The organism is Leptospira alexanderi serovar Manhao 3 str. L 60 (assembly GCF_000243815.2).
GTDB lineage: Bacteria > Spirochaetota > Leptospiria > Leptospirales > Leptospiraceae > Leptospira > Leptospira alexanderi.
Window position 1 is genome coordinate 1 of the sequence record NZ_AHMT02000051.1, and the last position, 17,500, is coordinate 17,500.

Sequence of the window (17,500 nt, forward strand, 5' to 3'; positions counted from 1 at the left end):
CGATATTATCTTTCAATTTATTGACCGGAGCCGAGAGCCCGGTTTCGGAGAAAGAGAAACGAATCAGCAATGTAGAATACAATAGAACCTTAGAATACGAAACGACCTTTCTCCGAAAGCCGCCCTCTTTCCTAACCCCTAATTCCTATTCACTAACCCCTAGTAAAGGAGTCGGTTTAACAGGAGGCCTTAGCTTTCAACCTGGAAGCGGAGTTGGCGTAAACATGAATGTAAACTTTCCGGGAACACTTGGATTACCGAAGGGAACGTTTTTAGGAATCAACTACCAAACAGGCAGCGGCAATTACACGGCAAGCGGTGGATTTAATATCTATCAAAACGGAAATTCTTCCACTGGAATTTCGTTAAGTGCGAGTAACAGCGGATATGCGAGCGTTGGACTCAACTACAACAAAGACGGAAGCTCTTTCTTAAACAGACTGCAAGGTTATTCCCTGAACATCGGAAGCGACGGTTTACTTTCTTTACACAATCAATTCCGAGGAGCGGATGTATTATCACTCGGATACAACTTCAATACGCACACTTTTGATCCGATCGGAATCAATCAAAACTTTCAAAACGAATTACAACAATTCAGTGACTCAAGAGAACGCGGCGGCTAACGCAGCAGCATCGGCAGAGAAGTTAGCCGAGAAGAGACAAGAATGGCTGGATCAGCAACGAACCTAACCCGGTTACGAAGGCTTGAGCGACCAAGCAGTGTTTGACAAATACAAGTTGGAGAACAGCGGAGTAGGTGGAAGTCGTTTGGATTACCTTCTCAAGTGTTTGGTAGCTTGGGAGATATGTTCGGAGGTTCATTAGGTTTATTTAATTCGAGTGGGGAAGGTTATCTAAACTCGCAAGGTGAATTTGTTCCAAGGACTTGTTTTACCGCGGGGACGTTAGTTCATACCAAGAGTGGGACAAAGAAGATTGAGGAAGTGAAAGTTGGGTGACCAAGTGTTGTCTTGGGATGAGGAGAGCGGGGAGCAGGGATATCACCGAGTCGTAAAAACGTTTCAAAGAGAAGTTAACGTAGTTTATACGCTTCACTATTCCAATGGCACACAAGTAGAAACAACGGATGAACATCCTTTTTACATTGAAGGGAAAGGCTGGGTTCCTGCTAAGGATTTAAGATCGGGTGACAGATCTGTTCTTTCGAACGAGAAAACATTAGAGATTGAATCGATTACAATATCCGAAAGAACAACTACAGTTTACAACTTTGAAGTTGAGGACGCTCATTCGTATTACGTGAGTGAAGTTGGGATTTTAGTTCACAATGATTGTGTGGTTACGGGTCCTAGTATGTCGTTAGAAGCGTTTAACGCGCTTTTGAAGTATATGCCAGGAGCTTCCGAAGCGGAGATAGAGGCAGCGAGAAAATTAATAGAGATCGGTAATCGTCCCGTTGATGGAACCATGGATGCGGTTTTTGATGTTGCAGCGTATATTGATGCAGCCTGCAAGAACGGTTGTCCTCCTGATATTGCGATGGCTCCGGTAAAACTTGGTGTGAGCGGTTTAAAGGTAGCTTCGGAGCTGATTCGAAGTGGTAGATTTAAAGAAGCCTTGAGTTTATTTGGAACTGGTGTCAAGAATTGGGTGAGAGGAGGTAGTGATGAAACTACAGATTTTTTAAAAACGGCTAATGCGTCGTTTAAAGGACAAGAATTATCGAATGCTGGTAGAGCAGTTACAAAACATCCAGAGTATTTTGGTTTCAGTTCAACTGAGGATTTACAAAAAATTTATAGTTCACCGCAAGCTATTAATGAATTAGCACAGCAAAAAATAACTGATCTATTACAAAATGGAGTGCGAACTACTGGAGCAGGTGGTCGTTATCCCAATGGTTGGGTTACTTATACGGCAGTGTCAGCAATCCTGTGTAAATAACTTTCTTAAAACGAATCCAATTTCAATCGATCTCCGAAAAGAATCGAAAACTGGTTCATAGCTTGAACTCGAGCGACTCGGCTCTCTAAGGATCGCTCGTCATCCCAATCTTGAATCGGCATGGTCCTATTTTTTAGACATATTATTCAAAGCTAAATAGAGAAGCTTGATTGCCGCCTCATCGTTCGGAAACGAACCCCGATTCTTGATAATCTTTCTTAAGCCCATATTCATAGATTCGATAGCATTTGTAGTGTATATCGCCTTACGAATGTTAGGTGGATAGGCCAAAAAAGGAATCACCGAATCCCAATTACTTCTCCAAGACTTGCTGATCATCGGATATTGACTGTCCCATTTGGTTGAAAAATCATCAAGGCTTTTCTTAGCAATTTCTTCCGATGGAGATTTGTAGATGGCCTTTAGGTCGACTACCAACTCTTTCCTCTGTTTGTAAGAAACCCATTTCAGAGAATTCCTAACCATATGAACGATACAAAGTTGAACTTGTGCATTAGGAAAAACTGATATGATTGTATCCGGAAATCCTTTCAATCCGTCGACACAAGCGATTAAGATATCTTCAACGCCTCGATTCTTTAAGTCGGTTAAAATCTGAAGCCAGAACTTTGCCCCTTCGGTTCTTTCTACCCAGATCCCAAGAATCTCCTTTGTGCCCTGTAGATTGATTCCTACTGATCTCTACATAAAGGAGTACCGCCAATTTTAGCACAAATCCCCGTTTAGACGCAGAATTTTGGACACTCTATTATGTAGATTGATTCCTAAAGCCAAATAGAAGGCTTTGTTCACGACGTGGTTGCCATCTCGAACCTTCACGATCAACGCATCCATGATGAGAATCGGATACACTTTATCCAAGGGTCGATTCTGCCATTCGATCACCGTTTCCATGACGGAATCCGTTACTTGAGAAATTAAATCCGCCGAGACTTCAACTTGATAAATTTCTTTCAGGTGTTGAGATATTTCTCGAGTTGTCATTCCACGTGAATACATCGAGATGATCTTTTCATCGAAGCCGGTAAAGCGTGTCTGTCCTTTCCGGATTATCTGAGGTTCAAAGCTTCCGTTTCTATCTCGAGGAACTTCCAAGTCAATTATCCCAAAGTCTCCTTTGAGCTTTTTGCTACTTTTTCCATTTCGGGAATTGCCTGAGTTATTGCCAGTCGAGGCGTTCTTTCTCATATCCAAGATGATGCGTCATCTCTCCTTGCATCGCTCGTTCAACAAGTGATTTGGTGAGTTGTTTTAAGAGGCCTTCGTTTCCGATCAGCTCTTCGGGGGTTTTACCTTTGATTAATTCATCGAGTAGTTTTTCTGCCCGATTCTTCGGTTTGCTCATACTGCTTTATCCTTGTTACTTTTTCTTTTTTCACAAGTCATTTACACAATCGAGATGACACCCTCGGAATTGGCGGTCGCCTCAATAAAAACGCTTTTGCAAACTTCTTTCGATTGGGCTAGTTGGATAGAGATAGAACAATCGACGGTTTCATTTCGAGTCTAATTGAAATATTTCTGAGAAGTTGCGACGTCTCCTCGCTTCGTTTGCGACTTACGGTCTCCACTTGCACTCGCATATTGCTTTGTCATTTCGGCTTTCGCTAAAGCCTACGCGGAGCCTTCGTGCCGATTCTTTCGCGCGTTAGACGAAATGATCTAAACTCAGTTGGATATTTGAAGATGAAACGAAAAGACAATTAGCGAGCCTATTTTCTAAATTTGGGACAAAAATTAGCTCGTTTTAAAGTTGACATCGGTATAACCGGAGTTATACCGATAATATGAAAACAGCTATTTCAATTCCTGATGAGTTATTTAAGACAGCTGAGAAAACGGCCAAAAAACTTGGGATTCCTCGGAGCCAGTTATTTGCAAAAGCATTAGAAGAGTTTATTCAATCTCATAGTAAAGAATCCATAACTGAAAAATTAAATAAAGTCTACAGTAGTAAATCCAAAGAAACTAAAAATAATATTACTGATTTGTCCGTAGAATTACTTCGCAATAGTTTAAAAAATGATTCGTGGTGAAATTTGGTGGGTAGACTTGAGAATTCCATTTGGAAGTGAGCCTGGATTTAAACGTCCAGTTCTCATAATTCAGGATGATTCTTTTAATCAAAGTAATATTAATACAATAGTTTCGATTGCAATTACATCGAATTTGAATTTATCTGAAGCACCAGGTAACGTTCTAATTAGTAAGAAAGATTCAAATTTATCTAAAGACTCGGTAATAAATGTTTCGCAAATTGTGACTTTAGACAAAGAAAGATTTCTTAACAAAGTGGGAAAACTTAAATCAAATAAACTAAATGAAGTTGAAGTGGGGCTTAAGTTAGTTACAGGCTTGGATTAAGAGCATTTCGTATTTTCGCAACGCTTCGGGGTTGCTTCGTAACCCTCGTTTGGCCTCGGGCAAATTTGCTTTGTCACTCGATTTGCAAGACTTCGCTAAGACTCACTCAAACTTGGTGTTAGTCCCTTCGCGCATAAGCGCTCCGAGAACGCGAACGTCGAGGAAACTTTTTCATTAACTGAAATGGCGAGAAATTAATAGTGATCTAAGAAAATTCTTGAAAGAACTTCTTGGTAGGTATATATCTTGGTATATATTAATTTTGGGGATATTTGGATGCAAACAGCGAAATTATTTATAAATGGAAGGAGTCAAGCCGTTAGATTGCCAAAGGAATTTCAATTTACTGGGGATGATGTCTTTATTCAAAAAATCGGAGAGGCGGTAATATTAGTTCCGAAGAACAAAGTCTGGAACGTATTTTTAGAAGGACTAAATGGGTTTTCAGATGATTTTATGGAGGGGGGTAGGCAACAACCAAAATCCGATCGAAGAGAAAAGCTTTAATGTATCTTTTGGATACCAAGATTTGTATTTTCCTAATTAAAAAAAAGAACACGGTTCTTTTGGAAAATCTTAAGAAAAAATTAAATAAAGGTTTATTTATTTCTTCTTTAACCATCGCGGAACTTGAGTTTGGAATTCAGAAAAGTGAACTCAAAGAAAGAAATAAAGTCGCACTGATTGAATTCTTAACGATTTTCAATATACTTTCCTTTTCTGATAAAGATGCAGAGTTTTATGGATTAATTAGAGCTGATTTGGAGAAAAAGGGTAACGTAATTGGTTCAATAGATATGCTTCTTGCAGCTCAAGCAATTGCTAATAATTTTATTTTTGTTACTAATAATACAAAAGAATTTAAACGAATTAAGGAATTAAAAATAAAAGATTGGACTCAATAGCGATCCAATCTTCATTTCGTCTAACTTAGGATTCTCGCCTTGTTTACCATTCGCGGTTTCAGCTTAGACTTATCATTCCGGGCTTTCAACCCATCGCACACAGGTCTCGGGGACGCAAGCCTCTTTCGTAGAATAGAGTTGTTGAAAAATTCCATGATTCAGATTAACAAAACCGCTTCAAACTTCCATTTCAATGAAGTAGAAACGGATAGAGAATTAATTTTTCAACAACTCTAATATTGGAAATAGCCGTAGCCTTTCAGAAGAAACTTTAAAGATAATCAATGATTTATATAACATAAACTTTTATCGATCTTGGATAACTAATTTCGAAAAAGAGATCGAAATTGTAGAAAGTACTGTTTTCCGATTCACAGTAAGTATTTGCCTTTTTAAATGAAACTTTCCCCTTAAAGCATAATAAAAAGGCAGATAATACCTAAGCCAGTAGATTTAGGATTTGGCTGTTGTTACGTTGAAAAGCAAAGTTTGGTTTATCATTTCGATTTTAAAGCAGTGTAGAATTCAGATAGTGCAAGACTTCGACTTCTTGGAGTGTATCCGTTCAATTGTATAAATGACTTGTGAATTAACAAAAAGTAACAAGGGTAAAACAAAATGAGCAAACCGAAGAATTGAGCAGAAGAGTTAATCAAAGGCAAGATGCCAGGAAATCTGAACAACATAAAGAACTTTTAAAACACTAACGAAATTACTGGTTGAGTGAGCGATGACGCATCACCTTGGGTATGAGAAGAATGTAATAAAGCGGCAATCAAACTTCTGTATTTGGCTTTGAATAATAGTCCAAAAATGGACTATGCCTATTCAAGACTGCGATGGCGAGCGATCTTTCGAGAGCATTGCGCTTGAGTTCAAGCGATGAATCAGCTTTCGGTTCTTTTTAGAGGTGAGACAAGTAGGATTGATTTACTTTCTGTAATGTGTTTTCTTAAAAAAGTTTTTTATGACTACGTAAAATAACTTGTTCAATGAAATCTTATTTGTAGGTAAAGTGACATGCCCTGGAAGTGCCTTTGCGCGTAGGGATTAGCACGAAGTCTGAAGCGGCTTAGCAACGTCTTGCAAATCGAGTGACAAAACAATGTGGCGCGGAGATCAAACAAGACTGAGCGGGATCGCGAGAAGTCAAAGTTAAACGCTGTTTTCAATGATTGTAATATCTTCTTCAGTTAGCCGATACAATTCATAAATTAGTTTGTCGATCTGCTTATCTAACAAATCACATTTTTGTTGAAATATTTTTTTATCAGAATCGCTAATAGCGAGTTGTAGATTTTGTTGTGAGGACAACATTTCTTCTACAAGAGAAATAATTTTTTCTTTTATTTTGGGATCTGGAGAATTAGGAATTGGGATTTGAGAAATGTACATCGGTTTTTGTTCAAAGTAGCCTCCTTGTTTTGTGGAAGCAATATTTTTATAAAAGTAAGTTGTTAATGAAGAATTTAAAATGGCAAATAATATTAGGTCTGTTGAAGCAATAAAAGTAGTTTTATCATTTCCAAAATATCTAACTTCATCATAAGCAGCCGTTGCTCTATTAACAATTGCTGGTAAAATAATCTTTTTCTTATTAAGTTCGTCTTCAAATGACGGAGAGGATTGAAGCGCAAACCAAGGATAAGAGCCAGCTGCTCGTCCTCCTTTAACTCCAGGCATTAAAGGTTGTTTGAATTTATTAAGGTGTTTCTCTATGGCAGAATATTTCGATATATCAGTATTTCTCAATGTAAAAATTAACCATAGACCATTTGAGATAATCGAATATCTTTTAATATCCCTTCCTCTTAAATACGGTTTTAATAGTTGTTCAGATTTTTTATCCTCTTTAATCAACCTATTCTTTGTTTCTTCATCAATTACAAAAGCTTCATTGAGTCCAGTTTTAATTCCATAATATATTTTTCCTTCTACATATTTACCAAGTGGAATCCCCGCTTTTTTGATTTTTTCGAGAAGTGCGGATTCTTTTTGATTGGATAGAGACCAGCCTTTATCATCCAGAGATTTCCAATCAACTTTGTATGCTTCCTTTTTTACGAGTTCTTGCAAAGAACCAAAATTTAAATCTTTTACTTGAACAACTTTTATATTCTGTGGTTTATCATTATTTAATTTGATAATACATGGATAGGTGGTTGCACTTTTGAAAACAGGCAAATCTCCGAAATCAATGATTTCAAAAATTCGTTTTGACTTTAAAAATTTACGGAGGGCCTCTCCGTAGTTTGCTCGCATCCATTTATTAGCGACAATGATAGAATAGAAGCCATCTTTCTTTAAAAGAGATAACCCTTTTTCGATAAAATAAATATACAAGTCTGCTGTCCCAACAAAAGTTGCTTTAAAATGATCCTTTGCATACAGCTTAAATTCTTCTCCTACTGATTCCTATAAAAATGAGTACCTAAATACCAGCTTGTCTCCAATAATTATCGAAACTGATTGTATTTGATTTCAATATACCTAAAGTAGATTTAGTTCTTTGAATCAATTGGCTAAGATTCTCCGGACAAAAATTAGCCATATAGTTTTTCTTCCAACGACACCAGATATATTCTTGCGGATTTAACTCCGGAGCATAAGGAGGCAAAAATTCTACTCGAAGCCTTTTCTCATTTGCTTTTAAAAATTCATTCATTGCTTTGCTTTTATGAGCAGATAGATTATCCCAAACTATTAAAATCTTTTTGCGATTTCCCTTTAAAAGTATATTTAAAAAATAATTAAGATCCCGGCTTTTAACAGAGCCTGTTATGATCTGAAAGTGAAAATCTTTTTTAGAAATAGCACCGATTACTGATAACTTTTTCCAAGACATCTTGTGACGAAGGATCGGTGTCTTTCCGATTAAGCTCCAAGTTTTTATCGTATATGGATTCTGGCTGATTCCGCTTTCATCTAAAAATATGACCTTAAACCCTTCATTCTCTGCTTTTTTTTATACCGGGCCAAGTTTTCGTTTTCCAAGTTTCAATTGCCTTTTCATCTCTTTCCAACACTCTTCTTTTAGGTTTTTGATACGAAAATCCTAATTGATGTAAGAGAATTCCTACGTAATCTTGATGATACGTTACTCCGAATTCTTTTCGTATGATTTCCGATACGCGATACGTTGACCAAAGTTCATTCGGATAACCGTTACTGATCGGACCTTTCAAGATGATTCTTTTTAATTCTTTCTTCTCTGAAATGCTCAATTTGGTCGGTCGACCTCGTCGACCATTCCATTTTACTCCTTCGATTCCTTCCGATTCATATCTTTCTCGCCAACGCATTACCGATTGCTTACTGACTCCAAGCTTTTTTGATACTCCGTAGCACGTGTAGCCTTTCTTCAATAGAGCAATTCCCTTCAACCTACGCTTTTCCAAACGTTTTAACTTTTCCCTTTCTAAGTTTTGCATTATGACAATGGGATATTATTGTTATATTTTTGGTACTCTTTTTTGTAGGGATCAGTAATGTTTCTTGCCTTACGTATGGAGGATTTCCAATTACACAATCAAAGCCGCCATCGTTAAAAACATCTGCAAACTCTTTTTCCCAGTCGAAAGTATTTACTTTTCTGAGTTCTATTTTACCAAATAAAGAAAGATCTTTTTCTTCATAGAAATCAGAGCCAATCAGAGAGTTCCCGCATTTAATATTTTTATGTAAATCAGGAAGAAGTTTAATATCGCTATGTTTAAAAAGTCTATCAGCGCTTTCCGAATTTTCATCTTCCATAAGCTTTAAGAGTAAAGAAAGTTTTGTTACTTCAACCGCTTGGCCGTCAATATCCACACCAAAGATATGATGAAGAAGTATGTTTTGCTTAACTTCTATACTTAAACGATATGTATTCCGAGATACTTGGTAAACCAGACCGTTTTTTAGATATTTATCTAAAAGAAATGAATATGCGCCGACTAAAAAGCTTCCCGATCCACAGGCAGGATCTAAGACGGTTAGCTTCGGATGATTGTATAGGTCAACATCTTTAACTTTCTCGCCGATAGTATTTTTGACAATATAATGTACGATGTATTGTGGAGTATAATAAACTCCGCCCGCTTTTCTTACTTCTTCTTTCTCTTCGACTTTTGCTTGATGTGAAGTCGTTAGGCGAATTGTCTTACCTAAAAACTGCTCATATATATTTCCTAAAATTTCAATAGGCAAGACAGAAAGCTCGTACGGACAATCAGGATAATATAAGCTTTTAATAATATTTTGAAATATTTTATCATCAATGTCTAAATCGGAAACCCATTTTTCTGGTTTAAACAAACCGGAATTGTATTTATCATTGGCTTTTAGGAAAAGTTTGTTTAAATTTTTATAAACCTCTTTATTTTTGCTTGCTTCTGAGAGAAGTCCATATTTCTCCATGTTTCTATCTTCTGCAATCCTCAAGAAGATGATTCGATCAATAAGTAACTGAACAGCGTTGTTTAATGAAAAAATATCTAGATCTTTGTTTTTTATTGCAAGATTTTTAGCAAGCGACTCTCGCCAATCTTCAATTAAAGAAAGGAACTCTTTATCAACTTCAGAAGATCCTTTTTTGTTTTTATTCTCAATGACATATTTATCGAAGCTTCCTTTGTAAATAGCTTCTTTTGAAAAAGTATTATAGATAAATTCAAAATGTTTTTCATATTCTTCGTAAGTGCAGTAAAATATCCTACCTACGCTAGCTTTATCAGTTTTTTCAGGTTTGATTCTCGTATCGTAGATTGCGAATTCTTCGAAGTCTGTCAAAATCGATAATGGAAGTTTGGCGGTATATCCATAACGTCTTATTTGAAAGGCTGGCTCAATTTCATCTTTTATATTTACGGATGGTCTTTTTGCTTCTAAAAAAAATTTTCTTACTCCTCCAATACGAAAACTGTAATCTGGCGCTTTCGGTTTGCCTTCGATAATTACTTTGTCTTCTCTTACAACTTCACGGTAACTTTCTGCATAGTTTGAATTATTCCGAACATCCCAATCTAAACATTCGGAAAATTTATCAATAAAATCAACGCGGGCATTTGCCTCGTCATATTTATTACTTTTATATTCTTTAATATTGCTTTGAAATGAGTTACAGAGGTCTTTTAGTTTTTCTATTTTTTCTTTCATTTGTTCGATTTTACAAAATAATTTGAGAAATAATTCTGTAATGTAATTTTTTGAAAATTCGTTTAACGAACAAGGCTTAACGATGTTGCGTGCGGCGGTACGAACGAGCGTCCCGAAAATTAAATCAGCCAAACAATTATTTAATGAGATGAAATTTTTGTTGAAGCCCGCATAGTCGTTTTTTACTTGACATAAGCACAAAGTTAGCTTTACTTTTGACCGATGATTAATAAAATCTAATAGAGAAAATAAAATAATCCCAAAAGATCTAGATAAGGCCGACGAGGAAATCAAAAAAGGTATCAATGTAGTTGATTCAACCGAATGAAATCATTCAGAAATCTACATCCTTATCTTAACCGTTATAGCAATTGAGAACGAAAACAAACTCATGACTCTGTATAATATTTCACCTGCCTAACTTATAAAACGTATATGCAAGGAATCCGATTGAAAGAATATTAAGCCGTAAGAGAACGAACAAATATCTATTATCTAGTTCAACTTTAAAAATTGATTTAGACTTACTCACTCGAAAAGCGTTTAATTTAATTAAAGGCTAGGCAAATATCGATTACTGATCCCTACATAATAGAGTGTCCAAAATTCTGCGTCTAAACGGGGATTTGTGCTAAAATTGACGGTACTCCTTTATGTAGAGATCAGTAGTACCCGATTTTTAAACTATGTAGAATTCAAAGGTACAGACAAAAAATTGGAGAAGGCATATAGAAAATATTGGCATGCAGCCTATATTTATAGATCCGTTCATTAACTGAAAAAATATTTTCATTAGAGTATTATTTTTTTATAATATAAAAATACTTACGAAAACTGGCATTCAGCTGCTCCTGAAATAAATTCTCAAAATACTAGCCGAAATTTATTTTACAAAATCCGCTGTCGCATTTTTTGACATATAAAATCTTAAATTGAAATACTTCTTAGCATTCAAGTTAATATTCGGAATCTAAATTGGTTCATTATTTTACCGGTTTTTATAAAGGAGTGAATTCAAAAGTTTATTTTCCAGAGTTAAAAGAACAATTTACTTAAATTCATTTTGGTGAAAACGGAAACGATTAAAATTGTATTGGAGATTACAAATCTTCTAAAGAACAAAAAACTTTTCAGTGATTGTTCAGTAAAAAAACAGTTTCATGGACATCGAAAAAATCAGTAGAACAACTCAGGGCAAACATATCGGTATTGCGGGACCGATAAGGCTCTTCGGGGTCAGACGTGGGCATTTGTCCGAATATATCTCCGGGAAAAAATACCAGAAATCGAAACACTGATCAAGATCGTTGAGAAAATCCAAAAAAATGACTAGATACGTTCCATTTCTAAAAATTTCATCCAAGACAACTTTTAGAACTTAACGATTGACTAAATTTTATTCATTTAAGCGATTATTCAGTCAATTCATGAAATATCTTTTTTGCTCCATTTGTAGAATAAAGAAAAGGGAATCAATGTTTCTTGGCAATTATATTGAACTTCCAATAGATTAGAGTTGTTGAAAAATTAATTCCGGATGGCTTTAAGTTCATTACAGACGAGTCATGCGGTTTCGTACTATAAATTATACAATTTTCAATAACTCTAATAAATTTTAGTTTACAATTTAAAAGAATATTAGGAATTTTAAAATATTATGAAAAAATTATTAATATTATGCCTGTTGTTTGTCATTCACTGTAATGAATATAATTCGCCTAGACAAAAATGTTATGAAGAAAATTCATGTTCAACTGCCGTCAAACTTTGCTTACTGGGTGCCGCTCTAGTACAAGATTTCTTAAAAGTTAACTCGACTTCAGACAAAAACCAAAATCCCAATTTCGTAATTTTATATAGTCCTTTAATTTGTAATAATGCCAAACAGAACTGTGTAAATAATTGTAATGCTAAACATCCTTTTTAAAAACTAAAAGAAGTCGAGTCTCGCAAAAATTAAAGTAGCGAAAGGTTGAATCAATATAACAAAGGACAAACATAGAATCGATATGTTCCGCGAGAAAAACAACGAGATAAGGAAGATGAATATAAAAATTGTTCAGAATTTGACAATGTGGTTTTGAATTTGGTATGCCGCATGCGAATAGATACCTGAAATTTATGACTTTTCATAATAGAGTTTTTGAAAAATTAATTCTCTATCCGTTTCTGCCCTATTGAAATGGACGTTTGAAGCAGTTTTGCTAATCTGAATCATGGAATTTTTCAACAACTCTAATGTGAAAAGTTCGACCGTGGAAACGAATTATCTGAATTTCATGAGGAAAAGATCCATGTTTCCTCCTATAACTTGATAATCTTTCTCGTTATTGTCTGTAATTCCGGTGGAATAAAGATTTCCATCCAAATCGATTCCGATTCCTCCAGAGTACAAAGTTTTCCCGGGGGTGCCGATTTGACGTATCCATTCGACTTGCCCAACAAAATTATGTTTAGTCAGAAAAATATCTTGGTTACCTACTAATTTGCTGCGTTCATTGATGGTATTTCCAGAGGTTTGGCCTATTGTAAAGATGTTTCCGGCCCTATCGGTGGCGATTCCGGTGATCGTAGTTGATTTTCTATATTCGTGCGGACCAAATTGTTTGACCCATCTTTGAGTACCATCGAAGTCATATTTTATTAAAAATCCGCGGGCGTTCGTCCTTTGGTTTATTTCGGATTCTAAATCTATGTCGCTTTGTCCTCCCACTAAGACGTTTCCGAATGGGTCTACAGCAAGAGAGTGGGGTATCACACTATCTGAGTAGATAATTGTTTGGGCGAAGAATTCTTGATTCCCGTTTCCGTCGAATTTAAGAATAAAAAGATCCCTAGGTCCTGAACTGGTATACTTGAGAGTGGTATTGGTTCTAAAATTTGCGTTAACTGACGTTCCTGCTACGTAAATACAATCTGCGTTTTCGTCGAAGGCGACTTTTTTCGGAAAGATACTGGCTCCGAGTATCGAGATTTGTTTTACCCAAATTTGGTTTCCGTTAGTATCAAACTTAATAATAAACCCACCGTTAAGGTTACCCACTGCGTTGTCTCCGAAAGGTCCGTCTGAGATTCCAACTACATAAGAATTTCCGAATGTATCTACGGTGATCCCTTCCGTAAAAACGTTATAAGTATTATAAACTCCTTTGGCTCTTTTGGGCCCCGCCTGTTTTTTCCAGGCTATTGTTCCATCCGGATTGAACTTAACTACGAACATATCCTGTTTTTCGGATATAAGCGCTTTTTCGAAAGGGCCATTTGTATAACCGGTTACATACGCGTTTCCGTTAATGTCCGCCGCAGTACCGGTGACCTTCAGACTCACGTTTCGAACTCCGACTCGTTTCATCCAAAGTTCGTTTTGCTGAGAATCAAATTTTTTAAGAATGATATCTTGGGTTCCGATTTTTGATTCGTCGCCAATAAGATTACCTTTCGAATTGGCCGCGATATAAATGGAACCGCCCCCGTCGATCGCGACATCCGGTTCCCCGATAATTTCAGTAGGAATTTCAAGTAATGAAGTCCATTCTAAAGTAGGCGGATTCTCGCCAAAAGCGGTGGGAATTTCCTCGATGACAGCTAAGTTTTCATCAAAAACGGCAGGGTTAAGGTTTTCTTCTTCTGGAGTTGAGGTAATCGAATTCTTATGAAAATTAGAATTCCCTTGAGCTAAAGAAATCAGAAAAGAGTTGTTCGTTTTCGCATCGGACGTAGGCGAACAAGCTTGAAATAAGAATATAAAAGAAAGAATCAAAAGATGTATCATAATTTTCCTTAACACTCAGTATACTTTCTATTCTTCGACTAAGAAAAATCCAGGGTTTTTTAAAGAGAAACTCCGGGAAGAGTAGGGTGTTTTGCCCTATTTGAAAAAAGAATAGGAAATGAGGCTTCCTTATAAGAGTTGTTGGAATTTGATAAGTTCTTTAAAGGTGATTTAAAGATCCGATCTATCGATCTATCTAAAACGCGAGCTTATGTAAAAATGGCAGATATACGTTATGCGGTTCTTGGCAAAATTAGAGCCCGAAGTTTGCGAAATTAGAACCCAGTTTGCGGTAAGAACCCGAGCGGGAAAAATTTTAATTTTCCTGCTCTTTTTTATTCTTTAATCAGTCTCTCGATCGCTTTTTCCGAGAATTGTTTCATGTGAACATTTTTGCCGCTGATAGTTTCCAAAGACTTGGAAAAGTTATCCCGATCTTTTAATATTCCGATGGAAAAAATATTTTCGGATTCTACCTCTAAGTTACGAATCGCATCCGTGAGTTTATTTTTCTTTTCCTGAATCTGCTCTTTCAAAACGGCCTGGTCGATATCTGGATTCTCTGCAAATTCCCTAAACAAAGGTGTTTCACCGAACAGAATGTTTATGAGTTCGCTGTTTGGCGTATTTTCTTCGTTTAAAATACCGAGTTTCATTTGTTCACGGCTAAATTCTTCTTGAAGACTCGCAAGGGTTTCCTGAATTTTCAGATAACGGGATGTGAGTCCCGAAGAAAACTCCGTTTTGTCCAGGCTTCCTCGCTCTTCTTGAGCGGGCACAGCTTTGGCACTAACGGAAGACCGTTTGTCGCGGATAAGTTTTTCCGCAGAGCTGATCAGATTTGTGAGTGGAACGTCCATGTTCTTTCCTCCTCTTCAGAATTCAAGATCCGGAAAGAATACCGACATCGTATGAATTTTAGTAGGGACTTCTTTTTTGAAATACCCTATGTCGCATCAAAGATCTTACTTCTGGAGACAATCTAAACTATATATCGGAAGGTATACGGGAAAGAAATGAATTTTTTTTCCGAAATTATAAAAAAAATCAACTCGTAGTTAAAGGAGTTCGCGTCTTGAAATGCCTTCGACAACTGCTTCCCTTACTTTAAAAAGCGATTTTAAAAGGAATGATTTTTATTGCAAATAGCCTTTTGTTGTTCGTGTTTTCTTGTAAACTAAAACTCGGGTTTTTAAGGCAAGTTGTAAATTGGGTGAAGATTTCAAAGATTCATACGACGAAACATCCAGAAACACAATCCCAAAAATAAACTGGGAGTGATCCAAACTCCTACGAAAGGCGGTATAACTCCGTTTTCTCCTAAGGATTTACCCGCGGAGTTGAATATATAATAAATCAATACTACTCCGATCGTGATTCCTAAAGATGCGACTCCCGCGGTTTTTTTGGTAAAATAACCCGCGATCGTTCCGATCAAGGTTACGATGATTGTCATCATAGGCAATGCAAATACGGAATGTTTTTCGGTAAGGACGTCACCGTAAGAAAGACCTTTTTGAATTCTTCTTTTTTCCTCTTCTTTCAACTGAAAGAGATTCATTTCTTCCACCGAACCCGCAGGAACCTTAAAATAAGTGGGATCTTCGGGAAGTTCGTATTCTTTTTCTTCGAAAGATTCCTGAGAACTGAGTTTTAAGTCGTTATCGAAATGCCACTCTTCCACCTTCTTCATCTTCCAGAGTTTGGTTTCGTAGTTGTACTTCGCTTTTAAGGAAGAAATTACGGTTTCCGGTGATCCGTCGGCCCGGAGTCGAATGTAATTGAATCCGCCGTTGATTTCGTCCTTATTGGGATCGTAAAAATACAAATAATAAAAACCTTCCTTCCCCTTCACATGAAATTGATACACGCTGTTTGCAAGAGTTCCCATTCCTTCCGTAAGAATATCGTGCTCTATCTTTGCCAATTTATTGACCGGTCTTACGATGAGTTCCGTCACGAGAAGCATCACGATCCACATTAAAATTCCGAATATGATAAGCGGCGCGACGATTCTGAAAAAAGAAACTCCCGCAGCCATCATAGATACGAGTTCTTTATTCACGGAAAATTGGCCGACGGTAAAACAGATCGAAAACATCAAGGACATTGAAACGACGGTAGTAGATATGATTTTTGGAAGATTGTAGACCAAAAAAAGAGCTACATGATATCTAGGCGCTTTTGTGGCCGTGAAGTTTCTCATGTTGTCGTTTACGAGAGAAAGGAGCATGATTCCAGTCAGCAGAATTACGGTTCCGATAAAGATCTTGAAGAACTCTCCGAATAAATATCGATCCAAAAGTTTAGGGGGAATAAATTCCTGTTTCCATTTGTGGAAAAAGTTTTTGAGCGAATGAGACTGGAAAGGAATTACGGACATATTTTTCTTTTTAGGAATTTGAGGTCATCTTGACAAGTTTTTCGTAAATGGCAATTCCTTGGTTTATTTTTTGAATACGATCGAATGTGCAAAGCAAATTCCGGGAAATCAATTATACCCTTAGAATTTTAGATTGACTCTTACGTTTCTTTACACGATTCTTCCGAAGGAAAGGAGTCACTCATGAAATTTCGTTCTCTTCTTATTCTTGCGCTCGCCGCTTCTTTCGCGTCCGGCGCTCTTCTTGCGGAAAAATCTACCGAAGAACATATCAAAACTCTTTCTTCCGGTTCCGATTCTGAAAAATACGAATCCGCAGTCGCTCTTGGAAAGAATAAGGAAAAGTCCGCGATTCCGGAGCTCATCCATCTTCTCAACCGTAATAATGAACCTAAAATCGCAACGGCTGCTGCGATCGCTTTAGGGAAAATTGCAGAGCCCGGTGATGCGACGATTGCTTTGAAAAATAAAATTATTTCTTCCGAAAACGGGGATATCATTTACGCTTCTTTGGCTTCGCTTTTGAATATCACTACAAAAAATGAAAAATTGGAAGATTCCACAAAAGAAGCCTTCGAATTCGCCGATAAAAATCGCAGAGGAGACGAGTTCGTTGCCGACTTTTTGGATCTGATTAAAAAGAAATTAAAACTTTAATTTCATACTACTGATCCCTACATAATAGAGTGTCCAAAATTCTGCGTCTAAACGGGGATTTGTGCTAAAATTGGCGGTACTCCTTTATGTAGAGATCAGTAAAACCTTTACTATTCTCACATCAACTTCTCCGGTCTTTGAATCAAATCGGTATAAACGTTTAGCTCTTTGATAAAACGACAAACGATTATTTAATTAACGTGAGCAGGGTCGTAAGAATCCATGATTCATTTTTCTGAAACAAGTTAGAATCTGAACTTTGTAAATTGATTCTTAAAATGTGGGAACTACCACAAATCACGATTTTACGAACAATTCTAAAATTGTAGGAACTCCCACTTTTAGAGAATTCTT

The 17,500-nt window shown here is 36.7% G+C and carries 11 protein-coding genes and 5 pseudogenes; 9 read left to right on the plus strand and 7 right to left on the minus strand.

Going from position 1 to position 17,500, the window contains the following annotated elements; translation table 11 throughout:
• Both LEP1GSC062_RS25005 and LEP1GSC062_RS25010 read left to right on the plus strand, forming a co-directional pair.
• Window positions 1-626: TIGR04388 family protein (locus LEP1GSC062_RS25005; RefSeq protein WP_155827702.1), on the plus strand; the 626-nt coding region annotated here is incomplete at its 5' end.
• Window positions 627-954: 328 nt separating this feature from the next.
• Window positions 955-1,908, plus strand: a complete 954-nt coding sequence (locus tag LEP1GSC062_RS25010; protein ID WP_020984788.1) for a polymorphic toxin-type HINT domain-containing protein — start codon at window positions 955-957, stop codon at window positions 1,906-1,908.
• 5 nt (window positions 1,909-1,913) lie between these two features.
• Here the strand turns inward: LEP1GSC062_RS25010 and LEP1GSC062_RS15850 are convergent.
• Window positions 1,914-3,274: pseudogene (locus LEP1GSC062_RS15850) on the minus strand (IS256 family transposase).
• Window positions 3,275-3,716: 442 nt separating this feature from the next.
• On the opposite strand from LEP1GSC062_RS15850, the gene LEP1GSC062_RS15855 reads away from it, so the two are divergent.
• The 4 genes from LEP1GSC062_RS15855 to vapC all read left to right on the plus strand — a co-directional run bounded on the left by LEP1GSC062_RS15855 (window position 3,717) and on the right by vapC (window position 5,198).
• A complete protein-coding gene (locus LEP1GSC062_RS15855) occupies window positions 3,717-3,965 on the plus strand; it encodes a transcriptional regulator (protein WP_010576493.1) in 249 nt (82 codons plus the stop codon).
• Window positions 3,952-4,293: a type II toxin-antitoxin system PemK/MazF family toxin gene (locus tag LEP1GSC062_RS15860; protein WP_010576494.1), complete on the plus strand. Its 342-nt coding sequence runs from the start codon at window positions 3,952-3,954 to the stop codon at window positions 4,291-4,293. The genes LEP1GSC062_RS15855 and LEP1GSC062_RS15860 overlap by 14 nt, the downstream gene beginning before the upstream one ends.
• A gap of 276 nt (window positions 4,294-4,569) precedes the next feature.
• Window positions 4,570-4,800 carry a type II toxin-antitoxin system antitoxin VapB gene (gene vapB, locus LEP1GSC062_RS15865; RefSeq protein WP_039942383.1) on the plus strand — a complete coding sequence of 77 codons (231 nt, stop codon included), beginning with the start codon at window positions 4,570-4,572 and terminating at the stop codon, window positions 4,798-4,800.
• Window positions 4,800-5,198 carry a type II toxin-antitoxin system tRNA(fMet)-specific endonuclease VapC gene (gene vapC / locus LEP1GSC062_RS15870; RefSeq protein WP_020984800.1) on the plus strand — a complete coding sequence of 133 codons (399 nt, stop codon included), beginning with the start codon at window positions 4,800-4,802 and terminating at the stop codon, window positions 5,196-5,198. The genes vapB and vapC overlap by 1 nt, the downstream gene beginning before the upstream one ends.
• 1,155 nt (window positions 5,199-6,353) lie before the next feature.
• Here the strand turns inward: vapC and LEP1GSC062_RS15875 are convergent.
• The 3 pseudogenes from LEP1GSC062_RS15875 to LEP1GSC062_RS15890 form a co-directional block, all read right to left on the minus strand.
• Window positions 6,354-7,613 (minus strand): annotated as a pseudogene (locus LEP1GSC062_RS15875) (Eco57I restriction-modification methylase domain-containing protein); the annotation flags it as partial.
• A 16-nt stretch (window positions 7,614-7,629) separates the two neighbouring features.
• Window positions 7,630-8,629, minus strand: a pseudogene (locus LEP1GSC062_RS23350) (IS630 family transposase).
• Between the two features lie 25 nt (window positions 8,630-8,654).
• Window positions 8,655-10,376, minus strand: a pseudogene (locus tag LEP1GSC062_RS15890) (Eco57I restriction-modification methylase domain-containing protein); the annotation flags it as partial.
• A 1,615-nt stretch (window positions 10,377-11,991) separates the two neighbouring features.
• Here LEP1GSC062_RS15890 and LEP1GSC062_RS25930 point away from each other — a divergent pair.
• Window positions 11,992-12,261 carry an LA_0364 family Cys-rich lipoprotein gene (locus LEP1GSC062_RS25930; RefSeq protein WP_078124484.1) on the plus strand — a complete coding sequence of 90 codons (270 nt, stop codon included), beginning with the start codon at window positions 11,992-11,994 and terminating at the stop codon, window positions 12,259-12,261.
• Window positions 12,262-12,600: 339 nt separating this feature from the next.
• Here LEP1GSC062_RS25930 and LEP1GSC062_RS15895 read toward each other — a convergent pair whose 3' ends face one another.
• Window positions 12,601-14,106, minus strand: a complete 1,506-nt coding sequence (locus LEP1GSC062_RS15895; protein ID WP_010576503.1) for an SBBP repeat beta-propeller lipoprotein, LipL53 family — start codon at window positions 14,104-14,106, stop codon at window positions 12,601-12,603.
• 335 nt (window positions 14,107-14,441) lie between these two features.
• The gene (locus tag LEP1GSC062_RS15900) at window positions 14,442-14,966 is read right to left on the minus strand and encodes an LIC10415 family protein (protein WP_010576504.1); all 525 of its coding nucleotides are present in this window, start codon (window positions 14,964-14,966) and stop codon (window positions 14,442-14,444) included.
• Here LEP1GSC062_RS15900 and LEP1GSC062_RS24105 point away from each other — a divergent pair.
• Window positions 14,965-15,164, plus strand: a pseudogene (locus LEP1GSC062_RS24105) (hypothetical protein). The gene LEP1GSC062_RS15900 and the pseudogene LEP1GSC062_RS24105 overlap by 2 nt on opposite strands.
• 164 nt (window positions 15,165-15,328) lie before the next feature.
• Here LEP1GSC062_RS24105 and LEP1GSC062_RS15905 read toward each other — a convergent pair.
• Complete coding sequence (locus tag LEP1GSC062_RS15905; protein WP_010576505.1) at window positions 15,329-16,489, minus strand: LptF/LptG family permease; 1,161 nt, start codon at window positions 16,487-16,489, stop codon at window positions 15,329-15,331.
• Window positions 16,490-16,672: 183 nt separating this feature from the next.
• Here LEP1GSC062_RS15905 and LEP1GSC062_RS15910 point away from each other — a divergent pair, with 183 nt between their 5' ends.
• On the plus strand, window positions 16,673-17,146 hold the full coding sequence (locus LEP1GSC062_RS15910; protein WP_010576506.1) for a HEAT repeat domain-containing protein: 474 nt from the start codon (window positions 16,673-16,675) through the stop codon (window positions 17,144-17,146).
• The last annotated feature ends 354 nt before the right edge of the window (window positions 17,147-17,500 follow it).

What these genes read in the sequence shown, in the direction of transcription:
- LEP1GSC062_RS15900 (WP_010576504.1), bottom strand. Translation starts at nt 14,966, where the DNA reads ATGGACGTTCCACTCACAAATCTGATCAGCTCTGCGGAAAAACTTATC.
- LEP1GSC062_RS15905 (WP_010576505.1), bottom strand. Translation starts at nt 16,489, where the DNA reads ATGTCCGTAATTCCTTTCCAGTCTCATTCGCTCAAAAACTTTTTCCAC.
- vapB (WP_039942383.1), top strand. Translation starts at nt 4,570, where the DNA reads ATGCAAACAGCGAAATTATTTATAAATGGAAGGAGTCAAGCCGTTAGA.
- LEP1GSC062_RS15910 (WP_010576506.1), top strand. Translation starts at nt 16,673, where the DNA reads ATGAAATTTCGTTCTCTTCTTATTCTTGCGCTCGCCGCTTCTTTCGCG.
- LEP1GSC062_RS15895 (WP_010576503.1), bottom strand. Translation starts at nt 14,106, where the DNA reads ATGATACATCTTTTGATTCTTTCTTTTATATTCTTATTTCAAGCTTGT.
- LEP1GSC062_RS25930 (WP_078124484.1), top strand. Translation starts at nt 11,992, where the DNA reads ATGAAAAAATTATTAATATTATGCCTGTTGTTTGTCATTCACTGTAAT.
- vapC (WP_020984800.1), top strand. Translation starts at nt 4,800, where the DNA reads ATGTATCTTTTGGATACCAAGATTTGTATTTTCCTAATTAAAAAAAAG.
- LEP1GSC062_RS15860 (WP_010576494.1), top strand. Translation starts at nt 3,952, where the DNA reads ATGATTCGTGGTGAAATTTGGTGGGTAGACTTGAGAATTCCATTTGGA.
- LEP1GSC062_RS15855 (WP_010576493.1), top strand. Translation starts at nt 3,717, where the DNA reads ATGAAAACAGCTATTTCAATTCCTGATGAGTTATTTAAGACAGCTGAG.